Annotated in this window: 15 protein-coding genes; 11 read left to right on the top strand and 4 right to left on the bottom strand. The window is 71.3% G+C overall.

The features are described 5' to 3' along the window. The first annotated feature begins 36 nt into the window (after positions 1–36). Genes VGU03_RS14980 through VGU03_RS14950 form a run of 7 tightly spaced genes read left to right on the top strand, consistent with a single transcriptional unit; the run spans position 37 to position 6,594 of the window. A complete protein-coding gene (locus VGU03_RS14980; RefSeq protein ID WP_327481889.1) occupies positions 37–765 on the top strand; it encodes a FadR/GntR family transcriptional regulator in 729 nt (242 codons plus the stop codon). Further along, a complete protein-coding gene (locus VGU03_RS14975; protein WP_327481887.1) occupies positions 762–1,685 on the top strand; it encodes a 2-dehydro-3-deoxygalactonokinase in 924 nt (307 codons plus the stop codon). The genes VGU03_RS14980 and VGU03_RS14975 overlap by 4 nt, the downstream gene beginning before the upstream one ends. Continuing rightward, positions 1,682–2,344 carry a 2-dehydro-3-deoxy-6-phosphogalactonate aldolase gene (locus tag VGU03_RS14970; RefSeq protein ID WP_327481885.1) on the top strand — a complete coding sequence of 221 codons (663 nt, stop codon included), beginning with the start codon at positions 1,682–1,684 and terminating at the stop codon, positions 2,342–2,344. The genes VGU03_RS14975 and VGU03_RS14970 overlap by 4 nt, the downstream gene beginning before the upstream one ends. Then, positions 2,341–3,489 carry a galactonate dehydratase gene (gene dgoD / locus VGU03_RS14965; RefSeq protein WP_327481883.1) on the top strand — a complete coding sequence of 383 codons (1,149 nt, stop codon included), beginning with the start codon at positions 2,341–2,343 and terminating at the stop codon, positions 3,487–3,489. Before VGU03_RS14970 ends, dgoD begins: the two co-directional genes overlap by 4 nt. 2 nt (positions 3,490–3,491) lie before the next feature. Continuing rightward, positions 3,492–4,253 (top strand): SDR family oxidoreductase, encoded by a 762-nt coding sequence (locus VGU03_RS14960; protein WP_327481881.1) that lies wholly within the window; start codon positions 3,492–3,494, stop codon positions 4,251–4,253. After that, entirely contained in the window at positions 4,250–5,206 is a 957-nt protein-coding gene (locus VGU03_RS14955) for an SMP-30/gluconolactonase/LRE family protein (protein WP_327481879.1), read from the top strand. Before VGU03_RS14960 ends, VGU03_RS14955 begins: the two co-directional genes overlap by 4 nt. Next, positions 5,203–6,594 (top strand): sugar porter family MFS transporter, encoded by a 1,392-nt coding sequence (locus VGU03_RS14950; protein ID WP_327481877.1) that lies wholly within the window; start codon positions 5,203–5,205, stop codon positions 6,592–6,594. The genes VGU03_RS14955 and VGU03_RS14950 overlap by 4 nt, the downstream gene beginning before the upstream one ends. A 16-nt stretch (positions 6,595–6,610) precedes the next feature. On the opposite strand, the gene VGU03_RS14945 is transcribed toward VGU03_RS14950, so the two are convergent. Further along, positions 6,611–8,710 carry a beta-agarase gene (locus VGU03_RS14945; protein WP_327481875.1) on the bottom strand — a complete coding sequence of 700 codons (2,100 nt, stop codon included), beginning with the start codon at positions 8,708–8,710 and terminating at the stop codon, positions 6,611–6,613. A gap of 48 nt (positions 8,711–8,758) precedes the next feature. Next, positions 8,759–10,081 carry an APC family permease gene (locus VGU03_RS14940; RefSeq protein WP_327481873.1) on the bottom strand — a complete coding sequence of 441 codons (1,323 nt, stop codon included), beginning with the start codon at positions 10,079–10,081 and terminating at the stop codon, positions 8,759–8,761. Between the two features lie 281 nt (positions 10,082–10,362). On the opposite strand from VGU03_RS14940, the gene VGU03_RS14935 reads away from it, so the two are divergent. Next, a complete protein-coding gene (locus VGU03_RS14935; RefSeq protein WP_327481871.1) occupies positions 10,363–11,319 on the top strand; it encodes a UPF0104 family protein in 957 nt (318 codons plus the stop codon). Positions 11,320–11,355: 36 nt separating this feature from the next. Here the strand turns inward: VGU03_RS14935 and VGU03_RS14930 are convergent, their stop codons facing one another. Beyond that, complete coding sequence (locus VGU03_RS14930; protein ID WP_327481869.1) at positions 11,356–13,359, bottom strand: protein-L-isoaspartate(D-aspartate) O-methyltransferase; 2,004 nt, start codon at positions 13,357–13,359, stop codon at positions 11,356–11,358. A 142-nt stretch (positions 13,360–13,501) separates the two neighbouring features. Here VGU03_RS14930 and dinB point away from each other — a divergent pair, with 142 nt between their 5' ends. The 3 genes from dinB to VGU03_RS14915 are packed head-to-tail and all read left to right on the top strand — an operon-like array spanning position 13,502 to position 15,633. After that, complete coding sequence (dinB, locus tag VGU03_RS14925) at positions 13,502–14,596, top strand: DNA polymerase IV (RefSeq protein ID WP_327481867.1); 1,095 nt, start codon at positions 13,502–13,504, stop codon at positions 14,594–14,596. Between the two features lie 21 nt (positions 14,597–14,617). Continuing rightward, complete coding sequence (locus tag VGU03_RS14920) at positions 14,618–15,298, top strand: hypothetical protein (RefSeq protein WP_327481865.1); 681 nt, start codon at positions 14,618–14,620, stop codon at positions 15,296–15,298. 26 nt (positions 15,299–15,324) lie between these two features. Further along, positions 15,325–15,633 (top strand): GIY-YIG nuclease family protein, encoded by a 309-nt coding sequence (locus tag VGU03_RS14915; protein WP_327481863.1) that lies wholly within the window; start codon positions 15,325–15,327, stop codon positions 15,631–15,633. Between the two features lie 58 nt (positions 15,634–15,691). On the opposite strand, the gene lpdA is transcribed toward VGU03_RS14915, so the two are convergent. Next, positions 15,692–17,518, bottom strand: coding sequence for a dihydrolipoyl dehydrogenase (lpdA, locus tag VGU03_RS14910; RefSeq protein WP_327481861.1), 1,827 nt, complete (start codon positions 17,516–17,518; stop codon positions 15,692–15,694). Position 17,519: the final 1 nt, after the last annotated feature.

The raw sequence follows: 17,519 nt of genomic DNA, 5'->3' as shown, positions 1-17,519 counted from the left end.
CGGATCGACCTTACGTCACCCGGGGAGCCGCATTTCATGAGGAAAACGAGCGCAGTTCGCAGCCTCTACGGGCACGTGATGCACGAGCTCGGGCAGCGCATCGTGAGCGGCAAGGTCAAGCCTGGCGACGTGCTGCCGCGCGAGGAGACGCTCGCCGAGAGCCTGCAGGTCAGCCGCACCGCGCTGCGCGAAGCGCTCAAGGTGCTCTCGGCCAAGGGCCTGATCGAGTCGCGCACCGGCGTGGGCGCGCGCGTGCTGGACAAGCGCCACTGGAACCAGCTCGACGCCGACGTGCTGGCCTGGCGCTGCGCCTCGATGCCGACCGACGATTTCGTCGACAAGCTGGTGGAGATGCGCGAGGTGATCGAGCCGGCCGCCGCCGCCAGCGCCGCACGCCGGCGCACCGCCGAGCAGCTCGCGGCGATCGAGGCCGCCTTCCGCGCGATGGACCAAGCGCAGACGCTCGACGAGTGGACCGCCGCCGACCTGCAGTTCCACGACGCGGTGCTGCACGCCACCGGCAATGAGCTGCTGCAGTCGCTGTTCTCGGTGGTCGAAACCGCGCTGGGCACTTTCTTTACCCTGTCCGCGCGCACCGCCAGCAATTTCAAGTATTCGCTGCCGCATCACCAGAAGGTGCTCGAGGCAATCCGCCGCAAGCAGCCGGAGGTGGCGCGCAAGGCGATGCAGTCGATGATCGCCGACTCGCAGGCGAACCTGCAGCACAGCCGCGGGCGCAGCAGCCGCAAAAAGGCCACTGCGTGAACACGCCGCTGCTCGGCCTGGATTGGGGCAGCACGCGGCTGCGGGCGTACCGCTTCGATGAAGCCGGCGGCGTGGTGGAAATGCGCGCGCTACCCTGGGGCAGCCGACAGCTGCCCGCAGGCGGCTTTGCCGAGGCGTTCGCACAGGCGATCGAGGGTTGGCCGCGCGCGCCGGTCATCGCATGCGGCATGGTCGGCAGTCGCGGCGGCTGGCGCGAGGCGCCCTACCTCGACACGCCCTGCCGACTCGACGCGCTGGCCGGCGCCCTGGCCGCAGTCGATGCGCCGGACGGACGCACCGTGCACATCGTGCCGGGACTGCGCGACCCATCCGTCCCCGACGTGATGCGCGGCGAGGAAACCCAGGTCGCCGGGATGCTCGCGCAGGCGCCCACCCTCGCTGGCGAGGTGCGGCTGCTGATGCCCGGCACGCACAGCAAGTGGGTGCGCGTGCGCGACGGCGCGGTCAGCGGTTTCACTACGGTGATGACCGGCGAGCTGTTCGCGCTGCTGCGCGAGCACTCGGTGCTCGGCAAGGGCCTGCCCGATGGCGGCGACGACCACGCCACCTTCGCGCGCGGCGTCGCCGCGGCGCAGGCCTCGGGCTCGGCCGGCGGCCTGTCGCGCCTGTTCTCCACGCGTGCCCTGATGCTCGAAGGCGTGCTGGCACCGGCCTCGGTGGCCGACTTCCTTTCCGGCCTGCTGGTCGGCGACGAGCTGCGCATGGCGCTGGCCGCCGGTTGGGCCAGCCCCGGGGTACCGGTGCAGGTCGTCGGAGAAGACGCGCTCTGCGCCCGCTACCTGCTGGCCGCGCCGGCTTTCGGCCTGACGCTGCAACGCACTTCCGGCGCGCCCGCCGCGTCGGGCCTCTGGCAGGTCGCCGCCGCCGCGGGCCTGCTCCACGGACACTCCCACGCATGAACGATTTCAAGACCTGGCTCGAACCGCTTCCCCTGGTCGCCATCCTGCGCGGCCTTCGCCCCGACGAAGTGCCGACGGTGGGCGACGCGCTGGTCGAGGCCGGCTTCCGCATCCTGGAGGTGCCGCTCAACTCGCCGCAACCGCTTCAGAGCATCCGCCGCATGGCCGAGCGCTACGGCGACGGGCGGCTGGTCGGTGCGGGCACCGTGCTCGATCCGGCGGCGGTGCGCGGCGTCGCCGACGCGGGCGGGCGCATCGTGGTGATGCCGCACGCCGACGTGGCGGTGATCCGCGCCGCCAAGCAGGCTGGGCTCTATTGCGTGCCCGGCGTGGCCACGCCGACCGAGGCCTTCGCCGCGCTCGCCGCCGGCGCCGACGCGTTGAAACTCTTCCCCGCCGAGCAGGCCTCGCCGGCCGTGCTCAAGGCCTGGCGCGCGGTGCTGCCGGCGGGCACCGCGGTGCTGCCGGTCGGCGGCGTCGCGCCCGACACCATGGAGCCGTGGCTGGCCGCCGGCGCCGCCGGCTTCGGCATCGGCTCCTCGCTCTACGCGCCGGGTCGCGCGGCCGACGACGTCGGCGCGCGCGCGCGGGCCTTCGCCCAGGCCTGGCGGCGCCATCTCGATTCGCAAGCGTCCAACGCTCCAGGAATTCGCGCATGAAGATCACCCGCCTCACCACCTTCGTCGTACCGCCTCGCTGGCTGTTCCTGCGCATCGATACCGATGCGGGGATCTGCGGCTGGGGCGAGCCGATCGTCGAAGGCCGTGCGCACACCATCGCCGCGGCGGTGGACGAGCTGTCCGACTACCTCGTCGGCAAGGACCCGCGCCACATCGAGGACCTGTGGAGCGTGATGTACCGCGGCGGCTTCTACCGCGGCGGCCCGGTGCTGATGAGCGCGATCGCCGGCATCGACCAGGCGCTGTGGGACATCAAGGGCAAGGACCTGGGCCGCCCGGTGCATGACCTGCTCGGCGGCCGCGTGCGCGATCGCATCCGCGTGTACTCCTGGATCGGCGGCGACCGGCCGGCCGACACCGCGCGTGCGGCGAAGGAAGCCGTTGCGCGAGGCTTCACCGCGGTCAAGATGAACGCCACCGAGGAGATGCAGTACGTCGACACCTACGAAAAGGTCGAACAGGTGCTCGCCAACGTGCAGGCCGTGCGCGATGCCGTGGGTCCGCACGTGGGCCTGGGCCTGGACTTCCACGGCCGCGTGCACAAGCCGATGGCCAAGGTGCTGATGCGCGAGCTCGCCCCGTACAAGCTGATGTTCATCGAGGAGCCGGTGCTGTCCGAGCATCTCGAAGCGTTGCCCGAGCTGGCCGCGATCTCGCCGGCGCCGATCGCGCTGGGCGAGCGCCTGTATTCGCGCTATGACTTCAAGCGCGTGCTTTCGATCGGTGGCGTGGACATCCTGCAGCCCGACCCCTCGCACGCCGGCGGCATCACCGAGACGCGCAAGATCGCCTCGATGGCCGAGGCCTACGACGTGGCGATCGCGCTGCATTGCCCGCTCGGTCCCATCGCGCTGGCCGCGAACCTGCAGCTGGACGCGGTCTGCCACAACGCGTTCATCCAGGAGCAGAGCCTGGGCATCCACTACAACGCCTCCAACGACCTGCTCGACTACGTCAGCGACCGCAGCGTATTCGCCTACCAGGACGGCTTCGTCGCCATCCCCGACGGCCCCGGCCTCGGCATCGGCGTGAACGAGGACTACGTGGCCGAGCGCGCCTCGGCCGGGCATCGCTGGCGCAACCCGGTGTGGCGCCACGCCGACGGCAGCGTGGCGGAGTGGTGAGCATGCCCTTCGCCACCTATCCCAGCCTGGTCGACCGCACGGTGTTCGTCAGCGGCGGCGCGACCGGCATCGGCGCGGCGTTCGTCGAACACTTCGCGCGCCAGGGCAGCCGCGTGGCCTTCATCGACCTCGACCGCACGCACGGCGAATCGCTGTGCGCGGAACTGGCCGACGCCCGCCACCGGCCACTGTTCCTGCCTTGCGACGTCACCGACCTGGATGCGCTCGCCGCGGCGATCGCCCAGGCGCGCGCGGCGGCCGGCCCGATCGGCGTGCTGGTGAACAACGCCGCCAACGACCTGCGCCATGCGTTCGGGGACACCACCGCCGCCGACTTCGACCGCAACGTGGCGGTGAATCTGCGCCACCAGTACTTCGCCACGCAGGCGGTGCGCGAGGACATGCGGCGCCTGGGCGGCGGCTCGGTGATCTGCCTGGGCTCGACCGGCTGGATGAAGAAGAACGCCGGCTACCCCATGTACGCGATGGCCAAGGCCGCGGTGCGCGGGCTGGTCAACGGCCTGGCGCGCGAACTCGGCCACGACCGCATCCGCATCAACGCCCTGGTGCCCGGCTGGGTGATCACCGAGAAGCAGCGCCGGCTCTGGCTCGATGCGGAGGGCGAAGCCGAAATCGCCCGCGTGCAGTGCCTGCCCGGTTACCTGATGGCCGACGACCTCGCCCGCGCGGCGCTGTTCCTGGCCGCCGACGACAGCCGCATGTGCACCGGGCAGGACTTCATCGTGGACGGCGGCTGGGTATGAATACGTCCGCCGCGGTCGCCTTCCAAGCCGGCAACACGCTGGGCGAGGGCATCGTCTGGTGCGACCGCGAGCAGGCGCTGTACTGGACCGACATCCATGCCGCCACACTGTGGCGCTTCCGCCCGCGCGATGCCCGGGCCGAGCGCTGGGCGATGCCGGAGCGGCTGGCCTGCATCGCGCTGTGCGAGGCCGATGGCTGGCTGCTGCTGGGACTTGCCTCGCGGCTGGCGTTCTTCCATCCGGCCAGCGGCACGCTCGCGCCGATCGCCGAGGTGGAAGCGGGCCTGCCCACGCGTCTCAACGATGGCGCCTGCGACCGCCAGGGCCGGTTCGTGTTCGGCACCCTGCACGAGCCGCCCACCGGCGGCGTGCGCCAGGCGCTCGGCAGCTTCTACCGCCTGAACGCGGATCTCTCGCTCGAGCGCCTGGACCTGCCCGGCGTCGCGATCAGCAACAGCCTCGCCTTCAGCCCGGACGGTCGCACGCTTTACTACTGCGATTCGCTGGCGCGCACGATCCAGTGCTGCAACTACGGCACGCGCTGCGGCCCGCCGAGCACCTTCGCCCGCCTGGATGATCCGCGCGGCGAGCCGGACGGCTCGGCGGTGGACTGCGCGGGCAACCTGTGGAATGCGCAGTGGGGCCTGGGCCGCGTCGCGTGCTACACGCCGGCCGGCCGCCTGGACCACTGCATCGACGTGCCCGCCTCGCAACCCACCCGGCCCGCATTCGGTGGCCCGGACCTGTCCATGCTCTACATCACCAGCGCGCGCGACGGTCTGGACGCCGCCGCGCTCGCCGGACAACCCTTCGCCGGTGCGCTGTTCGCCGCACCGGCGGGCACCACCGGCCTGCCGGAGCCGCGCTTCGCCGGCATGCCGCCACGGATCACCGCCACGCCGCCGCCACGACCGGCGCCCGTTCACTCGCTCCCGGGGGAGCACACCGCATGAACAGCAATGCCATCGCACCACCCGTCGCGCACGCCAAGGCCACGGTCGTCTTCACCTGCATGCTCGCCGCGCTCGCGGGGCTGATGTTCGGGCTGGACATCGGCGTGATCTCCGGCGCGCAGCAATTCATCCAGCACGAGTTCGCGATCAGCGACCGCACGCTCGAATGGATCGTCAGCGCGATGATGTTCGGCGCCGCGGTCGGCGCACTGGGCGCCGGCTGGCTTTCGGTGCACCTGGGGCGCAAGCGCTCGCTGATCCTGGGCGCGGTGCTGTTCGTGATCGGCTCGCTGCTGTCGGGGCTGGCCTGGTCGCCGGCTACGCTGGTCGCCGCGCGCGTGGTGCTGGGCCTGGCGATCGGCCTGGCCACCTTCGCCGCGCCGCTGTACCTGGCCGAGGTGGCGCCGGAGCGCATCCGTGGCGCGATGATCTCGACCTACCAGCTGATGATCACCATCGGCATCCTGGTCGCGTTCCTCTCCGACACCGCCCTGAGCTACTCCGGCTCGTGGCGCTGGATGCTGGGCGTGATCGCGATACCCGGCGTGCTGTTCCTGCTCGGCGTGCTGATGCTGCCGGACAGCCCGCGCTGGCTGATGATGCGCGGCCGCCGCGAGGAAGCGCTTGACGTGCTGCACCGCCTGCGCGCCGACGCGGACGTGGTGGCGCGCGAGGCCGCCGACATCGAGGAACAGCTGAAGACCCCGCAGCGGGGTTGGCACATGTTCCTGGAGAACCGCAACTTCCGCCGCTCGGTGGGCCTGGGCGTGCTGCTGCAGCTGATGCAGCAGTTCACCGGCATGAACGTGGTGATGTACTACGCGCCGCGCATCTTCCAGACGATGGGCTACGACACCGCCGCGCAGATGTGGTTCACCGCGCTGGTGGGCCTGACCAACGTGCTGGCCACCTTCATCGCCATCGCCCTGATCGACCGCCTGGGCCGCAAGCCGATCCTCTACGCGGGCTTCGCCGTGATGGCGTTGGGCCTGGGCGTGGTCGGCACGATGATGCACGGCGGCATCGCCAGCCACGCGGCGCAGATCTTCACCGTGGCGATGCTGCTGGTGTTCATCGTCGGCTTCGCGATGTCCGCCGGCCCGCTGGTGTGGACGCTGTGCTCGGAGATCCAGCCGCTCAAGGGCCGCGACTTCGGCATCGGCTGCTCCACCGTCACCAACTGGGTCTGCAACATGATCGTGGGCTTCACCTTCCTCAGCCTGCTCAACGGCATCGGCAATGCCGCCACGTTCTGGCTCTACGCCGCGCTCAACGTGGTGTTCCTGGGGCTCACCCTGTGGCTGGTGCCGGAGACCAAGGGCGTCACGCTGGAGCAGATCGAGCGCAACCTGATGGCCGGCAAGCGGCTGCGCGAGATCGGCCGCTGACCGTCGCCGGCGCCGCCTAACGGGCGCGCTGCGCCGCCGTGTTGGCCGCCTTCACGGCGTCCACGAAGCTGCCGAACGGGAGGTCGGTGATGCCGACCAGGCCCAGGTGCGCGTTCTCGCCATCGAGCAGGCGGCCGGTGGCGGGCTGGTCGGCGTAGTCGAACCAGTGCGCGCCGACGATGATCGGATCGGCCGCCGCGGCCGCGAGGAAGCGCGCATAGGCCTCGCCGCGCTGCGCCTCGTTCCACACCGCCACCGGGCCGGTGCCGAACGGGCCGCGATCGGTCGAGCCGAAGGAGAACTCGCTGACGAGCACCGGCCTGTCGAGCGTGCGCAGCCGGCCCGAGTCCATGCCGTGCTGCGGCAGGTCGGCGTAGACGTTGATGCTCAGCACGTCGCACCACTTGGCACAGGCGGCCACCGCCTCGGGCGTGCGCACGGCGAAGCGGCCGCCGAGGAACAGGTGGTGCGGGTCGTGCCGGCGCAAGCTTTGCGCCACCACGCGGAAGTATTGCTCGGCGTAGGCGCGTAGCCAGGCGGCATAGTCCTCGGCGATCGCCGGGTGCGCCTGGTCCGGCGCGGGCGGCTGGAAACCCGTCGCGGCGAGCGCGTCCCAGCGCGTCACGCCGATGCCCCAGGCGACGCCGAGCTTGAGCGCGTCGCCGTACTTGCGTTCGAGCATGGCCAGGAAGGCCTGCTTGGCGGCGCTCCCCGGCTCGCCGCGCAGGGTGCCCTGCGCCAGCGCCCAGCGACCCTGCGCACCGGGCGCGGCCCAGGCCAGTTCGTTGTCCACGAAGTAGCCGAGCAGCCACGGGTCGTCGCGCACGCCGGCGGTGGCCTGCGCCACGGCGCGGTCGGCCGCCTGCACGAAGCGCGGGTCGAACGGGTCGGGCATGCGGCCCCAGTAGTCGTAGCCGGTGGCGACGTTGCCGTAGTCGCCCGTGATGTTGATCGAGCGCGTATAGGCCAGGTTGCGGCCGCGCGCGACCGCCTCGTCGCTCCAGTTGCCCAGCGTGTTGACGCCCCAGGCCTCCAGCCGCCCGCGCGTGCGCCGGCGCCAGGCCTCGCGCCACTGCGTGCCGTCGGCGCGGTAGAGGTTGGCCGCGTAGAAATCGAACCATTCGCCCTGGTGGTAGGCCAGGCCGGCGGCGGCGCCGGTCTGGCTGCGGTCCTCGCCGTGGCCATGGAACGCGGCCCACGGGCCTTGGTCCGGCGGCAGCCCGTCGAACATCCACTCGCGTCCCTCGACATAGCTGCGGCCGCCATCGACCGCCACCGCGTTGACGCCGATCGAGAAGAACTCGTGGCCTTCGGGGGTGACCAGGCGCCAGCGGTCGCCGAGCTTCTGCGTGTGGAACCAGCCGGTCGCCTCGCCGCGGGCGGCGAGACGGCCGCCGTAGCGATCCAGGCCCTCACGCATGGGCGCCGCTGGTGCGCCTGCCTGGGCCGCGCGCAATGCCGCGTCGCTGGCGATCTTCTCCGGCCAGGCGGCGCGCGTGTACTGGCCGTAGCGGTCGACGATGCCCGCGTAAGCCGCGTGCAGCGTGGTATCGGCCGCGGCGGTGAGCCTGCCGAGCAGCACCGTCTGCGGTGCCTGCGGTGCGGGAACGGACAGCCGCAGCGTGCGCACCGCGTGCAGCGCGGGCGTGCCCTCCACCGTGGTCGCCACGAGCACGCGCTCGCCATGGTCCTCGAAGGGCATCGGTGGGCCGGCCTGCATGCCGAAGGCGCGCGGCGAGGTCGCATGCAGCGGCAGCACCAGTGTCTGCGGCGGCCCGGCCGGCAGGCCCACGGCCGCATGCAGGCGCGCGCCGCCGCTGCCCTCGAGATCCACCTCCAGCGTCACCGCCCAGGGCATCGCGTTCTGCACGCGCAGGCGCAGTTCGCCGGCCGGGTCGAGCGCGCCGGCCGCGGGCGTCAGGATCACCTGCGGCCGGGCGGCCGGCTCGAAGGTGTAGCCGCGCAAGGTTTCGCCATCGGGCAGGCGTTGCGCCGCTCCAGGCTGCACGTGATCGAGGCGCACGGCGGGCGTATCCGCCGTCAGGTCGATCGCCGGCATCGCCGCGGCACGGCCGGCGAGGACCAGCAGCAGGATCGGGAAAACGGCACGCTTCATGGCCTCACCTCGCGCACGCGCCATCACCCAGGCGCGGCGCATGATCGCTCAGGCCGCGTTGCGTTCCAGCCAACGCCAGCCGTAGTACGCCGGGATGCCGCAGGCGATGATCACCAGGCTCATGCCGGCATCGCCGGGGTTGTGGATCGCGGTGGCGCCGATCACGGCGAGCACCGTGACCACGAACACCATCGGCAGCCACGGATAGAACGGCACGCGGTAGGGCGAGGGTTCACTGAGGTACCGGCGATACCAGAACAGCGTGGCGATGCTGCACGCGTGCGCCAGCCACTCGCCCACCGTGGTGTAGTCCAGCAGCTGGTTGAAGCTGCCCGACACCGCCAGCACGATCGCCCAGGCGCCCAGCGTGGCCAGCGCCACCTGCGGCGCGCGGCTGTGCGGGTCGATCTTGCCCACGGCGGAGAAGAACATGCCGTCGGCGCCCATCGTCTGCAGCACGCGCGCGCCGCCGGCGATGGCGATGTTGCAGTAGCCGAAGGTGGAGCAGGCGATGCCCAGCGCGATCAGCGTGGCGCCGCGCTCGCCGAACAGGCGGCGCATGAGGTCCGCGGCTGGCGCGTGGCTGGCCGCCAGGCCCGCGTGGCCCAGGCCGGCCAGGTAGGCGAAGTTGGCCAGCACGTAGGCCACCATCACGCCGGCCAGGCCCAATCCCAGCGCGAGGGGCAAGGTGCGCTGCGGGTTGCGCACCTCGCCGGCCAGGTCGTTGAGGTAGTGGAAGCCGCCGTAGGTGAACAGCACCGGCAGCAGCGCGCCGAAGAACGCGCCGGGTGCGGCCTGGTGCGTCGGGTCGGCCGCCAGCGCCACGCCCAGGTGGCCGTTGGACAGCACCACGCCCACGCCGACCAGCAGCGCGATCGCGGCGAGCTTGAGCACGGTGAAGATGTTCTGCACCCAGGCGCCGGCACGGATGCCGAACAGGTTCACGCCGACGATGAAGGCGATCGCGCCGGCCGCCACTGGCTTGATGTACAGCGACGACAGGCCCAACGCCGCGCAGAAGTAGTCGGCGAACGCGGTGGCCACCGCCGCCACGCTGCCGGGGTAGTTGATCAGCGCCATCGTCCAGCCGAACAGGAACGCCGGCAGCTTGCCGAACGCCTCGCGCAGGTAGATGTAGCTGCCGCCGGCCTGCGGCCGCCGCGCGCCGAGCTCCGCGTAGCACAGCACGCCGGCCAGCGTGAGCAGGCCGCCGACCGCCCACAGCGCCAGCAGCTCCCAGCCCGATCCGGTGCGCTGGGCCAGGGTGGCCGGCGTTCGGAAGATGCCCGCGCCGATCACGCCGCCGATGACGATCATCGCCGCGTCCCAGGTGCCGAGGCGGCGCAGGTAGGTGGTCGGTGCTTGGCTCATTGCGGGCGGGGCATCGGCGACGGAAGGGCAACGATAGCGTGAGTCGGGCCCGCGCACAGCGTTTTCGCGACAGCGAGACCGGAACGCTGCCGTGATCCACCTGCCCGTTCCTTCTCCGCGAACGCGGAGGAAGGTGCGGACCGGTGGAGGGGCGCACTTGCGGGATCCCGGCGTGATGCTCCGCGAGGCCTCCCCTTCGGGCACCCTTCCCCGCGAAACGGGGACGGGCGATGCGACCCAGCACTCGCGTCTCCCCGCCTCTCCAAAGTAAGGTCACGCGGATGTCCGTCCTGCCCTCCCCGTTCGCCGGCGACGCCGGCAGCCCGCGCCTGCGCCGGATCCTGCGCGCGCTGTCCTGGCTCGTCTCGGCATTGTTGCTGGCGCTGGCCGCCTGGCTGCTGCACCGCTACCTGGGCGCGATGCGCTGGCGCGACGTGTGGGCGGCGCTGTGGGCCCTGCCGCGCGCGCACGTGGCCGGCGCGGTGGCGGCGACCGCCACCAGCTTCGCCATGCTGGCGGCCTTCGACGTGCTGGCCGCGCGCAGCGTGGCGCCGGCGCGCGCGGCACCGGGACTGGCGGCCTTCGCCGGCTTCGCGGCGCACGCGCTGTCGAACACGCTGGGCTTCCACGCAGTGACCGGCGGCGCGGTGCGCTACCGCGTCTACGCCACGGCTGGCCTGGCCGCCGGCGACATCGCGCGCGTGGTCGGCCTGGCCAGCCTGGGCGTGGGGCTGGGCTACGCGGTGCTGGGCGCCGCCGGTTTGCTGGCGGAGCCGCCGGTCGCCGCCGGCTGGGGCCGCCCTGCCGGGGTGTTCATCGTCGCCTTGCTGGCCGGCCTGTTGCTGTGGCTGGCGCAGCCACGCACGCTGCGCCTGCACCGCTGGTCGGTGGCCCTGCCCGGCAGCGGCGGCGCGGCGCTGCAGATGCTGATCGGCGGCGTGGAGATGAGCGCGGCGATCGGCGCCATGTACCTGCTGCTGCCGCCGGCGATCGCGCCATCGTTCATCGATTTCGTACCGATCTATCTGGCTGCGCTGATGGCCGGCATCGTCAGCCACGCGCCGGGCGGGCTGGGCGTATTCGAGGCGATCCTGCTCGGCGCGTTCCCGGGCGAGGCGCGCGCGCAGGTGCTGGCCGGGCTGCTGTGTTATCGGCTGGTCTACAACCTGCTGCCGTTCGCGGCCGCGGCGCTCGCGCTCGCCGCGTTCGAGGCGCGCCGGCGGCGCGCCTCGGCCTAGCGACGCCGCACTGCGTCGCCTGACTGCCCCCGCCCACTAGAGCCCGAACGGCCAGGTCTCGGCGACGCCGCTGCGCGGCTCCTCGCCGAGCGGCTCGACCGCGTGGCTGCGGTCGAACCACGCGTAGCCGTCGAACTGGCGCGGCAGCGAACATTCCACGTAATGGCTCCAGCGTTCGGTGTCGGGCCGGTAGATCACGCCGATGAAGCGTTCCAGCCGGCCGGGCGCCAGCCGCTCGCACAAGGCCGGGTGCGCACCTTCACGCAGGTCGAGCAGGCCGCGCGGCTGGCCCGCATCGTGGAACAGCCGCTCGTAGCTGTCCGGGCGCGAGGGGTTGACGTCCATCACGCGCATCGGCTCGTCCCAGTCGTCCGCCGCGGCGACCGTGCCGGTGTGCGTGCCGAAGCCGACCAGCGCCACCTCGCGGCCGAAGCGCTGGCGGCACAGCTGGCCCAGGTTCAGTTCCTCGCGCACCTGGCCCATCTCGGTGTGGCGCGCGTCGCCGATGTGCGAGTTGTGCGCCCACACCACCGCTTTCGCGCCGGGACCCTGGGCGACGAGCAGGTTCTCCAGCGTCTCGAACATGTGGCTGTCGCGCAGGTTCCACGATTCGGCCGAGCCGTAGTACATCGCGCGGTAATACGCCTCGGCGTTGCTGACCAGCCGCGCGTTCTGCGCCGCGTCGAGGAAATGCTCGCCGTCGGCCCGGGCGTACTCCATGCGGCGCGAAAGCAGCTCGCGCAGCATCTGCACCACGGCCTTCTCGCACAGCGCATAGCCGGCCGACAGCGCCATGCGCCCGTACTGCGCCGGCTCCTTGCTCCAGGGCATCAGGCAGCCGTAGCGGTGGCGGGCGACCTGCGCCGCCTCGGGATCGACCTTGTCCAGGTAATCGATCACCGCACGGATGGAGCTGTCCAGGCTGTACAGGTCCAGCCCGTAGAAGCCCGCCTGCCTCCCCGAAGGCTGGTCACTGTTGTAGCCGCGCAGCCAGTCGACGAAGCGGGCCACGTCGCGGTTGCGCCACATCCAGGTCGGAAAGCGCTGGAAGATCGGCTCTTCGCGCGCCGCCAGTCGGCCGCGCACGTAGCGGTCCAGCACCGCGGCGTCGGGCCAGTCGCCTTCCACCGCCACGATGGTGAAGCCGTGCGCCTCGATCAGCCGGCGGGTGATCGCCGCGCGGGCACGGTAGAACTCGCTGGTGCCGTGGCTCGCCTCGCCCAGCAGCACCACGCGCGCGTCGCCGTAGCGGTCGAACATCCTTCCGAAAGCCGGATCGTCCGGGTCGGGCAGCGGCTCGATCGCGGCGCGGATCATCTGCGTCAGGCTGCCGCCATCGACCGGCGCGTGCGCAGCGACCGGCTCGAGCCTCGGCGGCGAGGAAGCGTCCTGCTCGCTCCAGCCGTAGCTGCCGACCAGCGGCACGAAGCGCACCTCGTCCAGTTCCTCCTGCTCGTAGCGGTCCTCGGCCACGCGCGTGACTTTCACCAGCCGCTGCCGGTACGGCGTCTCGCCCACCGGCATCACCAGTCGTCCGCCGATGGCCAGCTGCCGGCGCAGCACGTCGGGCACGACCGGCCCGCCGGCCGCGGCGAGGATGGCGTCGAACGGCGCCGCCTCGGGCCAGCCGCCGCTGCCGTCGCCCACCCGTAGTTCGATGTTGCGGTAGCCCAGCGCATCGAAGCGCTGGCGCGCGAGATCGGCGAGTTCCGCATGGCGCTCGATCGCATGCACGCAGGCCGCCAAGGCCGCCATCACCGCCGCCGCGTAGCCGGAGCCCGCGCCGATCTCCAGCACGCTGCCGCTCCCGTGCAGTTCGGCCGCCTGCAGCATGCGCGCGACGATGTACGGCTGCGAGATGGTCTGTCCCGCTTCGATCGGCAGCGGCGAGTCCTCGTAGGCGAACTCGTGCATGCCGCCGGCGACGAAGGCCTCGCGCGGGATCGAACCCATCGCCTCCAGCACGCGCGCATCGCTGATGCCGCGCCCGGCGAGCTGGCGCTCGACCATGCGCTGGCGTTGCTGGGCGAAATCGGCCATGGCGCACCTCCGGGAATGCCACGCCACGCTAGTGCTGCCGCTATCAATCGCGTGTCAAACCCGCAACGGCCAGTCACGACCGATTGCCGCGCGCCTGCGCCGGTCGCCTAGAATCTGTCCGGACCTTCCCGGCTTCCCCTTCGTGCTCCCCACCCCGCGCAAGATCCTGCACATCGACATGGACGCGTTCTACGCGTCGGTCGAGCAGCGCGACGATCCCTCGCTGCGCGGCAGGCCGGTGGTGGTCGCCTGGCGCGGCGCGCGCTCGGTGGTGTGCGCGGCGAGCTACGAGGCGCGCGTGTTCGGCGTGCGCTCGGCGATGCCGGCGGTGCGCGCGGAGCGGTTGTGCCCGCAGGCGGTGTTCGTGCCGCCGGACTTCGTGCGCTACAAGGCGGTGTCGCGGCAGGTGCGGGCGATCTTCGCGCGCTACACCGAGCTGATCGAGCCGCTGTCGCTGGACGAGGCCTACCTCGACGTCACCAACAGCCGCAGCGCGCTGTCCTCGGCCACGGCCGTGGCCGAGGCGATCCGCGCGGCGATCCGCGAGGAAACCCGGTTGACCGCCTCGGCCGGCGTCGCGCCCAACAAGTTCCTGGCCAAGATCGCCTCGGACTGGCGCAAGCCCGACGGCCTGTTCGTGATCCGACCGCATCAGGTCGAAGCCTTTCTCGCGCCGCTGCCGGTCGGCCGCCTGCCCGGCGTGGGCAAGGTGATGGAGGGCAAGCTCAAGGCGATGGGCGTGGCCACCGCGGCCGACCTGCGCGAGCTCGGCCTGGCCGAGATGGAGCGGCGCTTCGGCCGCTGGGGCCGGCGCCTGCACGAACTGTCCTGGGGCATCGACGAGCATGCGGTACAGCCGGACCGGCCTACGCTGCAGGTGTCTTCCGAGGACACCTTCGAGCACGACCTCACGCTGGAGGAGCTGGAACCGCACATCCGCCGCCTGGCCGAGAAGACCTGGGCCGGCCACCAGCGCGAGCAAGGCCGCGTCGCGCGCACCGTGGTGCTCAAGCTCAAGACCGCCGATTTCCGCACGCTCACCCGCAGCTTCTCGCCGTCCACCCTGCCCGACTCGGCGCGCGAGCTGGCCGAACTGGCCTGCGCGCTGCGCGCGCGCGTGGACCGCCCGGCCGGCACGCGCTACCGGCTGGTCGGCGTCGGCCTGGCTGGTTTCGTCGAGCGCGAGGGCTTTGTCGACCAGCGCGACTTGTTCGACACTGTCGCGCCGCGCGACTGACCGCCTGCACAAGGACACCCCATGCACCTGGAACTGCCGAAGGTACGGCTGGAGTCCTTCAAGGACTTCGCCAAGCATTATCTGATGATCGTGCTCAGCATCCTGACCGCGCTCGGCCTGGAGGCATGGATCGAGCATGCGCACCACAGCCATGCGGCGGGCGAAGCCAGCCGGCGCATGGACGAGGAGCTGCGCCAGGCGATCGACGCCATCGGCCAGTCCACCGCGATCAACCAGAAGGAGCTGGCCACGCTGCGCTCCCTCGACACCATGGTGACCTCGGCGCTGGCCGCCGGCGTCGACAGTTCGGAAATCAACCGCCGGATCCACGCCCGCAGCGCCGACTATCAGCTCAATGCCAACTGGCCGACACTGTCGACCGTCGCCTGGGACGTGGCCGTCGCCGACCAGTCGGCCGGCTGGATCGACGCCGGCGCGCTGCAGCGCTATTCGGAGGCCTATACGGCCGAACGCGAGCTCGGCACCTGGCTGCAGCACGACTCGACGCTCGTGCTCGATGCGCCGCACCTGGTCGATACCCTGACCAGCCTGCAGGCCGGCCATGCCCTCGATCCCTATGGCTTCCTGCTTTCGTTGCGACAGATGGAAATGATGCTCGCATCGGAGATCTCCCATCTGCAGGGCACGGCGCGCAGGATCGCGCCGGCGGTGTATGGCGCTGCCACAGCCGGTTCGGCCTGAACGCGGGCTGCGAGCCTTCGTCCGCCGTGGACGGCGATCCGGACGCCACCGCCTGGCCTGCGCGCGGCCAGTGGTGCCTGTACCTGATCGAATGCGCGAACGGCGCCTGGTACGCCGGCATCACCAACGACCTGCAGCGCCGCTACGAAGCCCACGCCAGCGGACGCGGCGCGCGCTACACGCGGGCCAACCCGCCCAGGCGCCTGGTCGGCTGGCGCAGCTGTGCGGACCGGCCGAGCGCCCTGCGGGCCGAGGCGGCGATCAAGCGGCTGCCGCGCGGGTGCAAGCTGGCCTACCTGGAGCAGGACGGCCCCCCGCCGCCGGCGCGCCGTTGACCGATCGCGCAAAAGGAAAGGCCCGGGACGACCCGGGCCTTTCCGTCGAGCATCGCGCTCACTTCTTCTTGGGCATGTACAGGTCGGTGATGGTGCCTTCGTAGACCTCCGCCGCCATCGCCACCGACTCGCTCAGTGTCGGGTGCGGATGGATGGTCAGCGCGATGTCGGCCGCTTCCGCGCCCATCTCGATGGCCAGCGCCAGTTCGGAGATCAGGTCGCCCGCATGCGGGCCGACGATGCCGGCGCCGACCACGCGATGGCTTTCCTCGTCGAACAGCAGCTTGGTGAAACCCTCGGTGCGGTCGATGCCGATGGCGCGGCCGGAGGCAGCCCAGGGGAACTTGCCCACGCCGATCTTCAGGCCCTTTTCCTTGGCTTCGCGCTCGGTCACGCCGACCCAGGCGATCTCCGGATCGGTGTAGGCCACCGACGGGATCACGCGGGCGTCGAAGTGGCTCTTCATGCCGGCCACCACCTCGGCCGCCACGCGCGCCTCATGGGTGGCCTTGTGCGCCAGCATCGGCTGCCCGACCAGGTCGCCGATGGCGAAGATGTGCGGCACGTTGGTGCGCATCTGCGTATCGACGTCGATGAAGCCGCGCTCGGTCACTGCGACACCGGCCTTGTCGGCGCCGATCTTGCTGCCATTGGGCGAACGACCGACCGCCACCAGCACGCGGTCGAACGCGGTGGTCTCGGGGATGCTCTCGCCCTCGTAGCGGACCTCGATGCCCTTCTTGGTGGCCTTGGCCTCGACGACCTTCGTCTTCAGGTGCACGCCCTTGAGCTTGGCCGCAAGGCGCTTGGCCAGCGGCTTGACCAGGTCGGCATCGGCGCCCGGGATGAGCTGGTCCATGAACTCGACCACGGTCACTTCGCTGCCCAGGCCCGCGTACACCGTGGCCATTTCCAGGCCGATGATGCCGCCGCCGACGACGAGCAGCTTTTTCGGGATGTCCTTGAGCTCCAGCGCGCCGGTGGAGTCCATCACGCGCTCGTCGTCCCAGGGGAACATCGGCAGGCGCACGGCCTGCGAACCGGCGGCGATGATCGCCTGTTCGAAGCGGATCAGCTTCGTGCCTTCGGCCGTCTTTACTTCCAGCTCGTGCGGCGAGACGAAGGTACCCACACCCCGCACCGTGCGCACCTTGCGCTGCTTGGCCATGCCGGCCAGGCCGCCGGTGAGCTTGCCGACCACTTGCTCCTTGAACTTGCGCAGCTTGTCCAGCTCGATCGTGGGCTTGCCGAAGCTGACGCCGTGCGCGGCCATGGCCTCGGCCTCGTCGATCACGGCGGCGGCATGCAGCAGCGCCTTGGACGGAATGCAGCCGACGTTGAGGCAGACGCCGCCCAGGCTGGCGTAGCGCTCGACCAGCACGGTGTCGACGCCCAGGTCGGCGGCGCGGAAGGCCGCGGTGTAGCCGCCGGGGCCGGAGCCCAGGACCACCAGCTTGCACTCAACGTCCGGCTGGCGGCCGCTGGGGCTTGCCGCTTTTGCCTCCTCTCCCCTCCGGGGAGAGGATTGAGGTGAGGGTGCGGGGCTTGCGGAAGCGTTGGTAGATGCGTTCGCTCCGTTGCCAGGCTCTCGCGAGGGCGCCCCCTCACCCCGGCCCTCTCCCCGGAGGGGAGAGGGAGCAGAAGCCTCGGCTTCGAGGGTGAGGATCACCGCGCCCTCGGATACCTCGTCGCCCACCTTCACCTTCACGTCCTTGACCACGCCGGCGGCGCTGGAAGGCACCTCCATCGTGGCTTTGTCCGACTCCAGCGTGATCAGGCTCTGTTCCTTCTCCACGCGGTCGCCGGCCTTCACCAGCACCTCGATCACCGGCACGTTGTCGTGGCCGCCGATGTCTGGGACCTTCACTTCGATCGTGTTCGCCATG

Source organism: Frateuria sp., assembly GCF_035944355.1.
Lineage (GTDB): Bacteria > Pseudomonadota > Gammaproteobacteria > Xanthomonadales > Rhodanobacteraceae > Frateuria_A.
This window is presented reverse-complemented; position numbering and strand designations above follow the sequence as displayed.

Excerpts from the sequence above, each read along its gene's own strand:
- VGU03_RS14970 (WP_327481885.1), top strand. The coding sequence starts at position 1,682 with ATGAACGATTTCAAGACCTGGCTCGAACCGCTTCCCCTGGTCGCCATC.
- VGU03_RS14940 (WP_327481873.1), bottom strand. The coding sequence starts at position 10,081 with ATGAGCCAAGCACCGACCACCTACCTGCGCCGCCTCGGCACCTGGGAC.
- dgoD (WP_327481883.1), top strand. The coding sequence starts at position 2,341 with ATGAAGATCACCCGCCTCACCACCTTCGTCGTACCGCCTCGCTGGCTG.
- VGU03_RS14950 (WP_327481877.1), top strand. The coding sequence starts at position 5,203 with ATGAACAGCAATGCCATCGCACCACCCGTCGCGCACGCCAAGGCCACG.
- VGU03_RS14955 (WP_327481879.1), top strand. The coding sequence starts at position 4,250 with ATGAATACGTCCGCCGCGGTCGCCTTCCAAGCCGGCAACACGCTGGGC.
- VGU03_RS14935 (WP_327481871.1), top strand. The coding sequence starts at position 10,363 with ATGTCCGTCCTGCCCTCCCCGTTCGCCGGCGACGCCGGCAGCCCGCGC.
- VGU03_RS14980 (WP_327481889.1), top strand. The coding sequence starts at position 37 with ATGAGGAAAACGAGCGCAGTTCGCAGCCTCTACGGGCACGTGATGCAC.
- VGU03_RS14960 (WP_327481881.1), top strand. The coding sequence starts at position 3,492 with ATGCCCTTCGCCACCTATCCCAGCCTGGTCGACCGCACGGTGTTCGTC.
- lpdA (WP_327481861.1), bottom strand. The coding sequence starts at position 17,518 with ATGGCGAACACGATCGAAGTGAAGGTCCCAGACATCGGCGGCCACGAC.
- VGU03_RS14920 (WP_327481865.1), top strand. The coding sequence starts at position 14,618 with ATGCACCTGGAACTGCCGAAGGTACGGCTGGAGTCCTTCAAGGACTTC.
- VGU03_RS14930 (WP_327481869.1), bottom strand. The coding sequence starts at position 13,359 with ATGGCCGATTTCGCCCAGCAACGCCAGCGCATGGTCGAGCGCCAGCTC.
- VGU03_RS14945 (WP_327481875.1), bottom strand. The coding sequence starts at position 8,710 with ATGAAGCGTGCCGTTTTCCCGATCCTGCTGCTGGTCCTCGCCGGCCGT.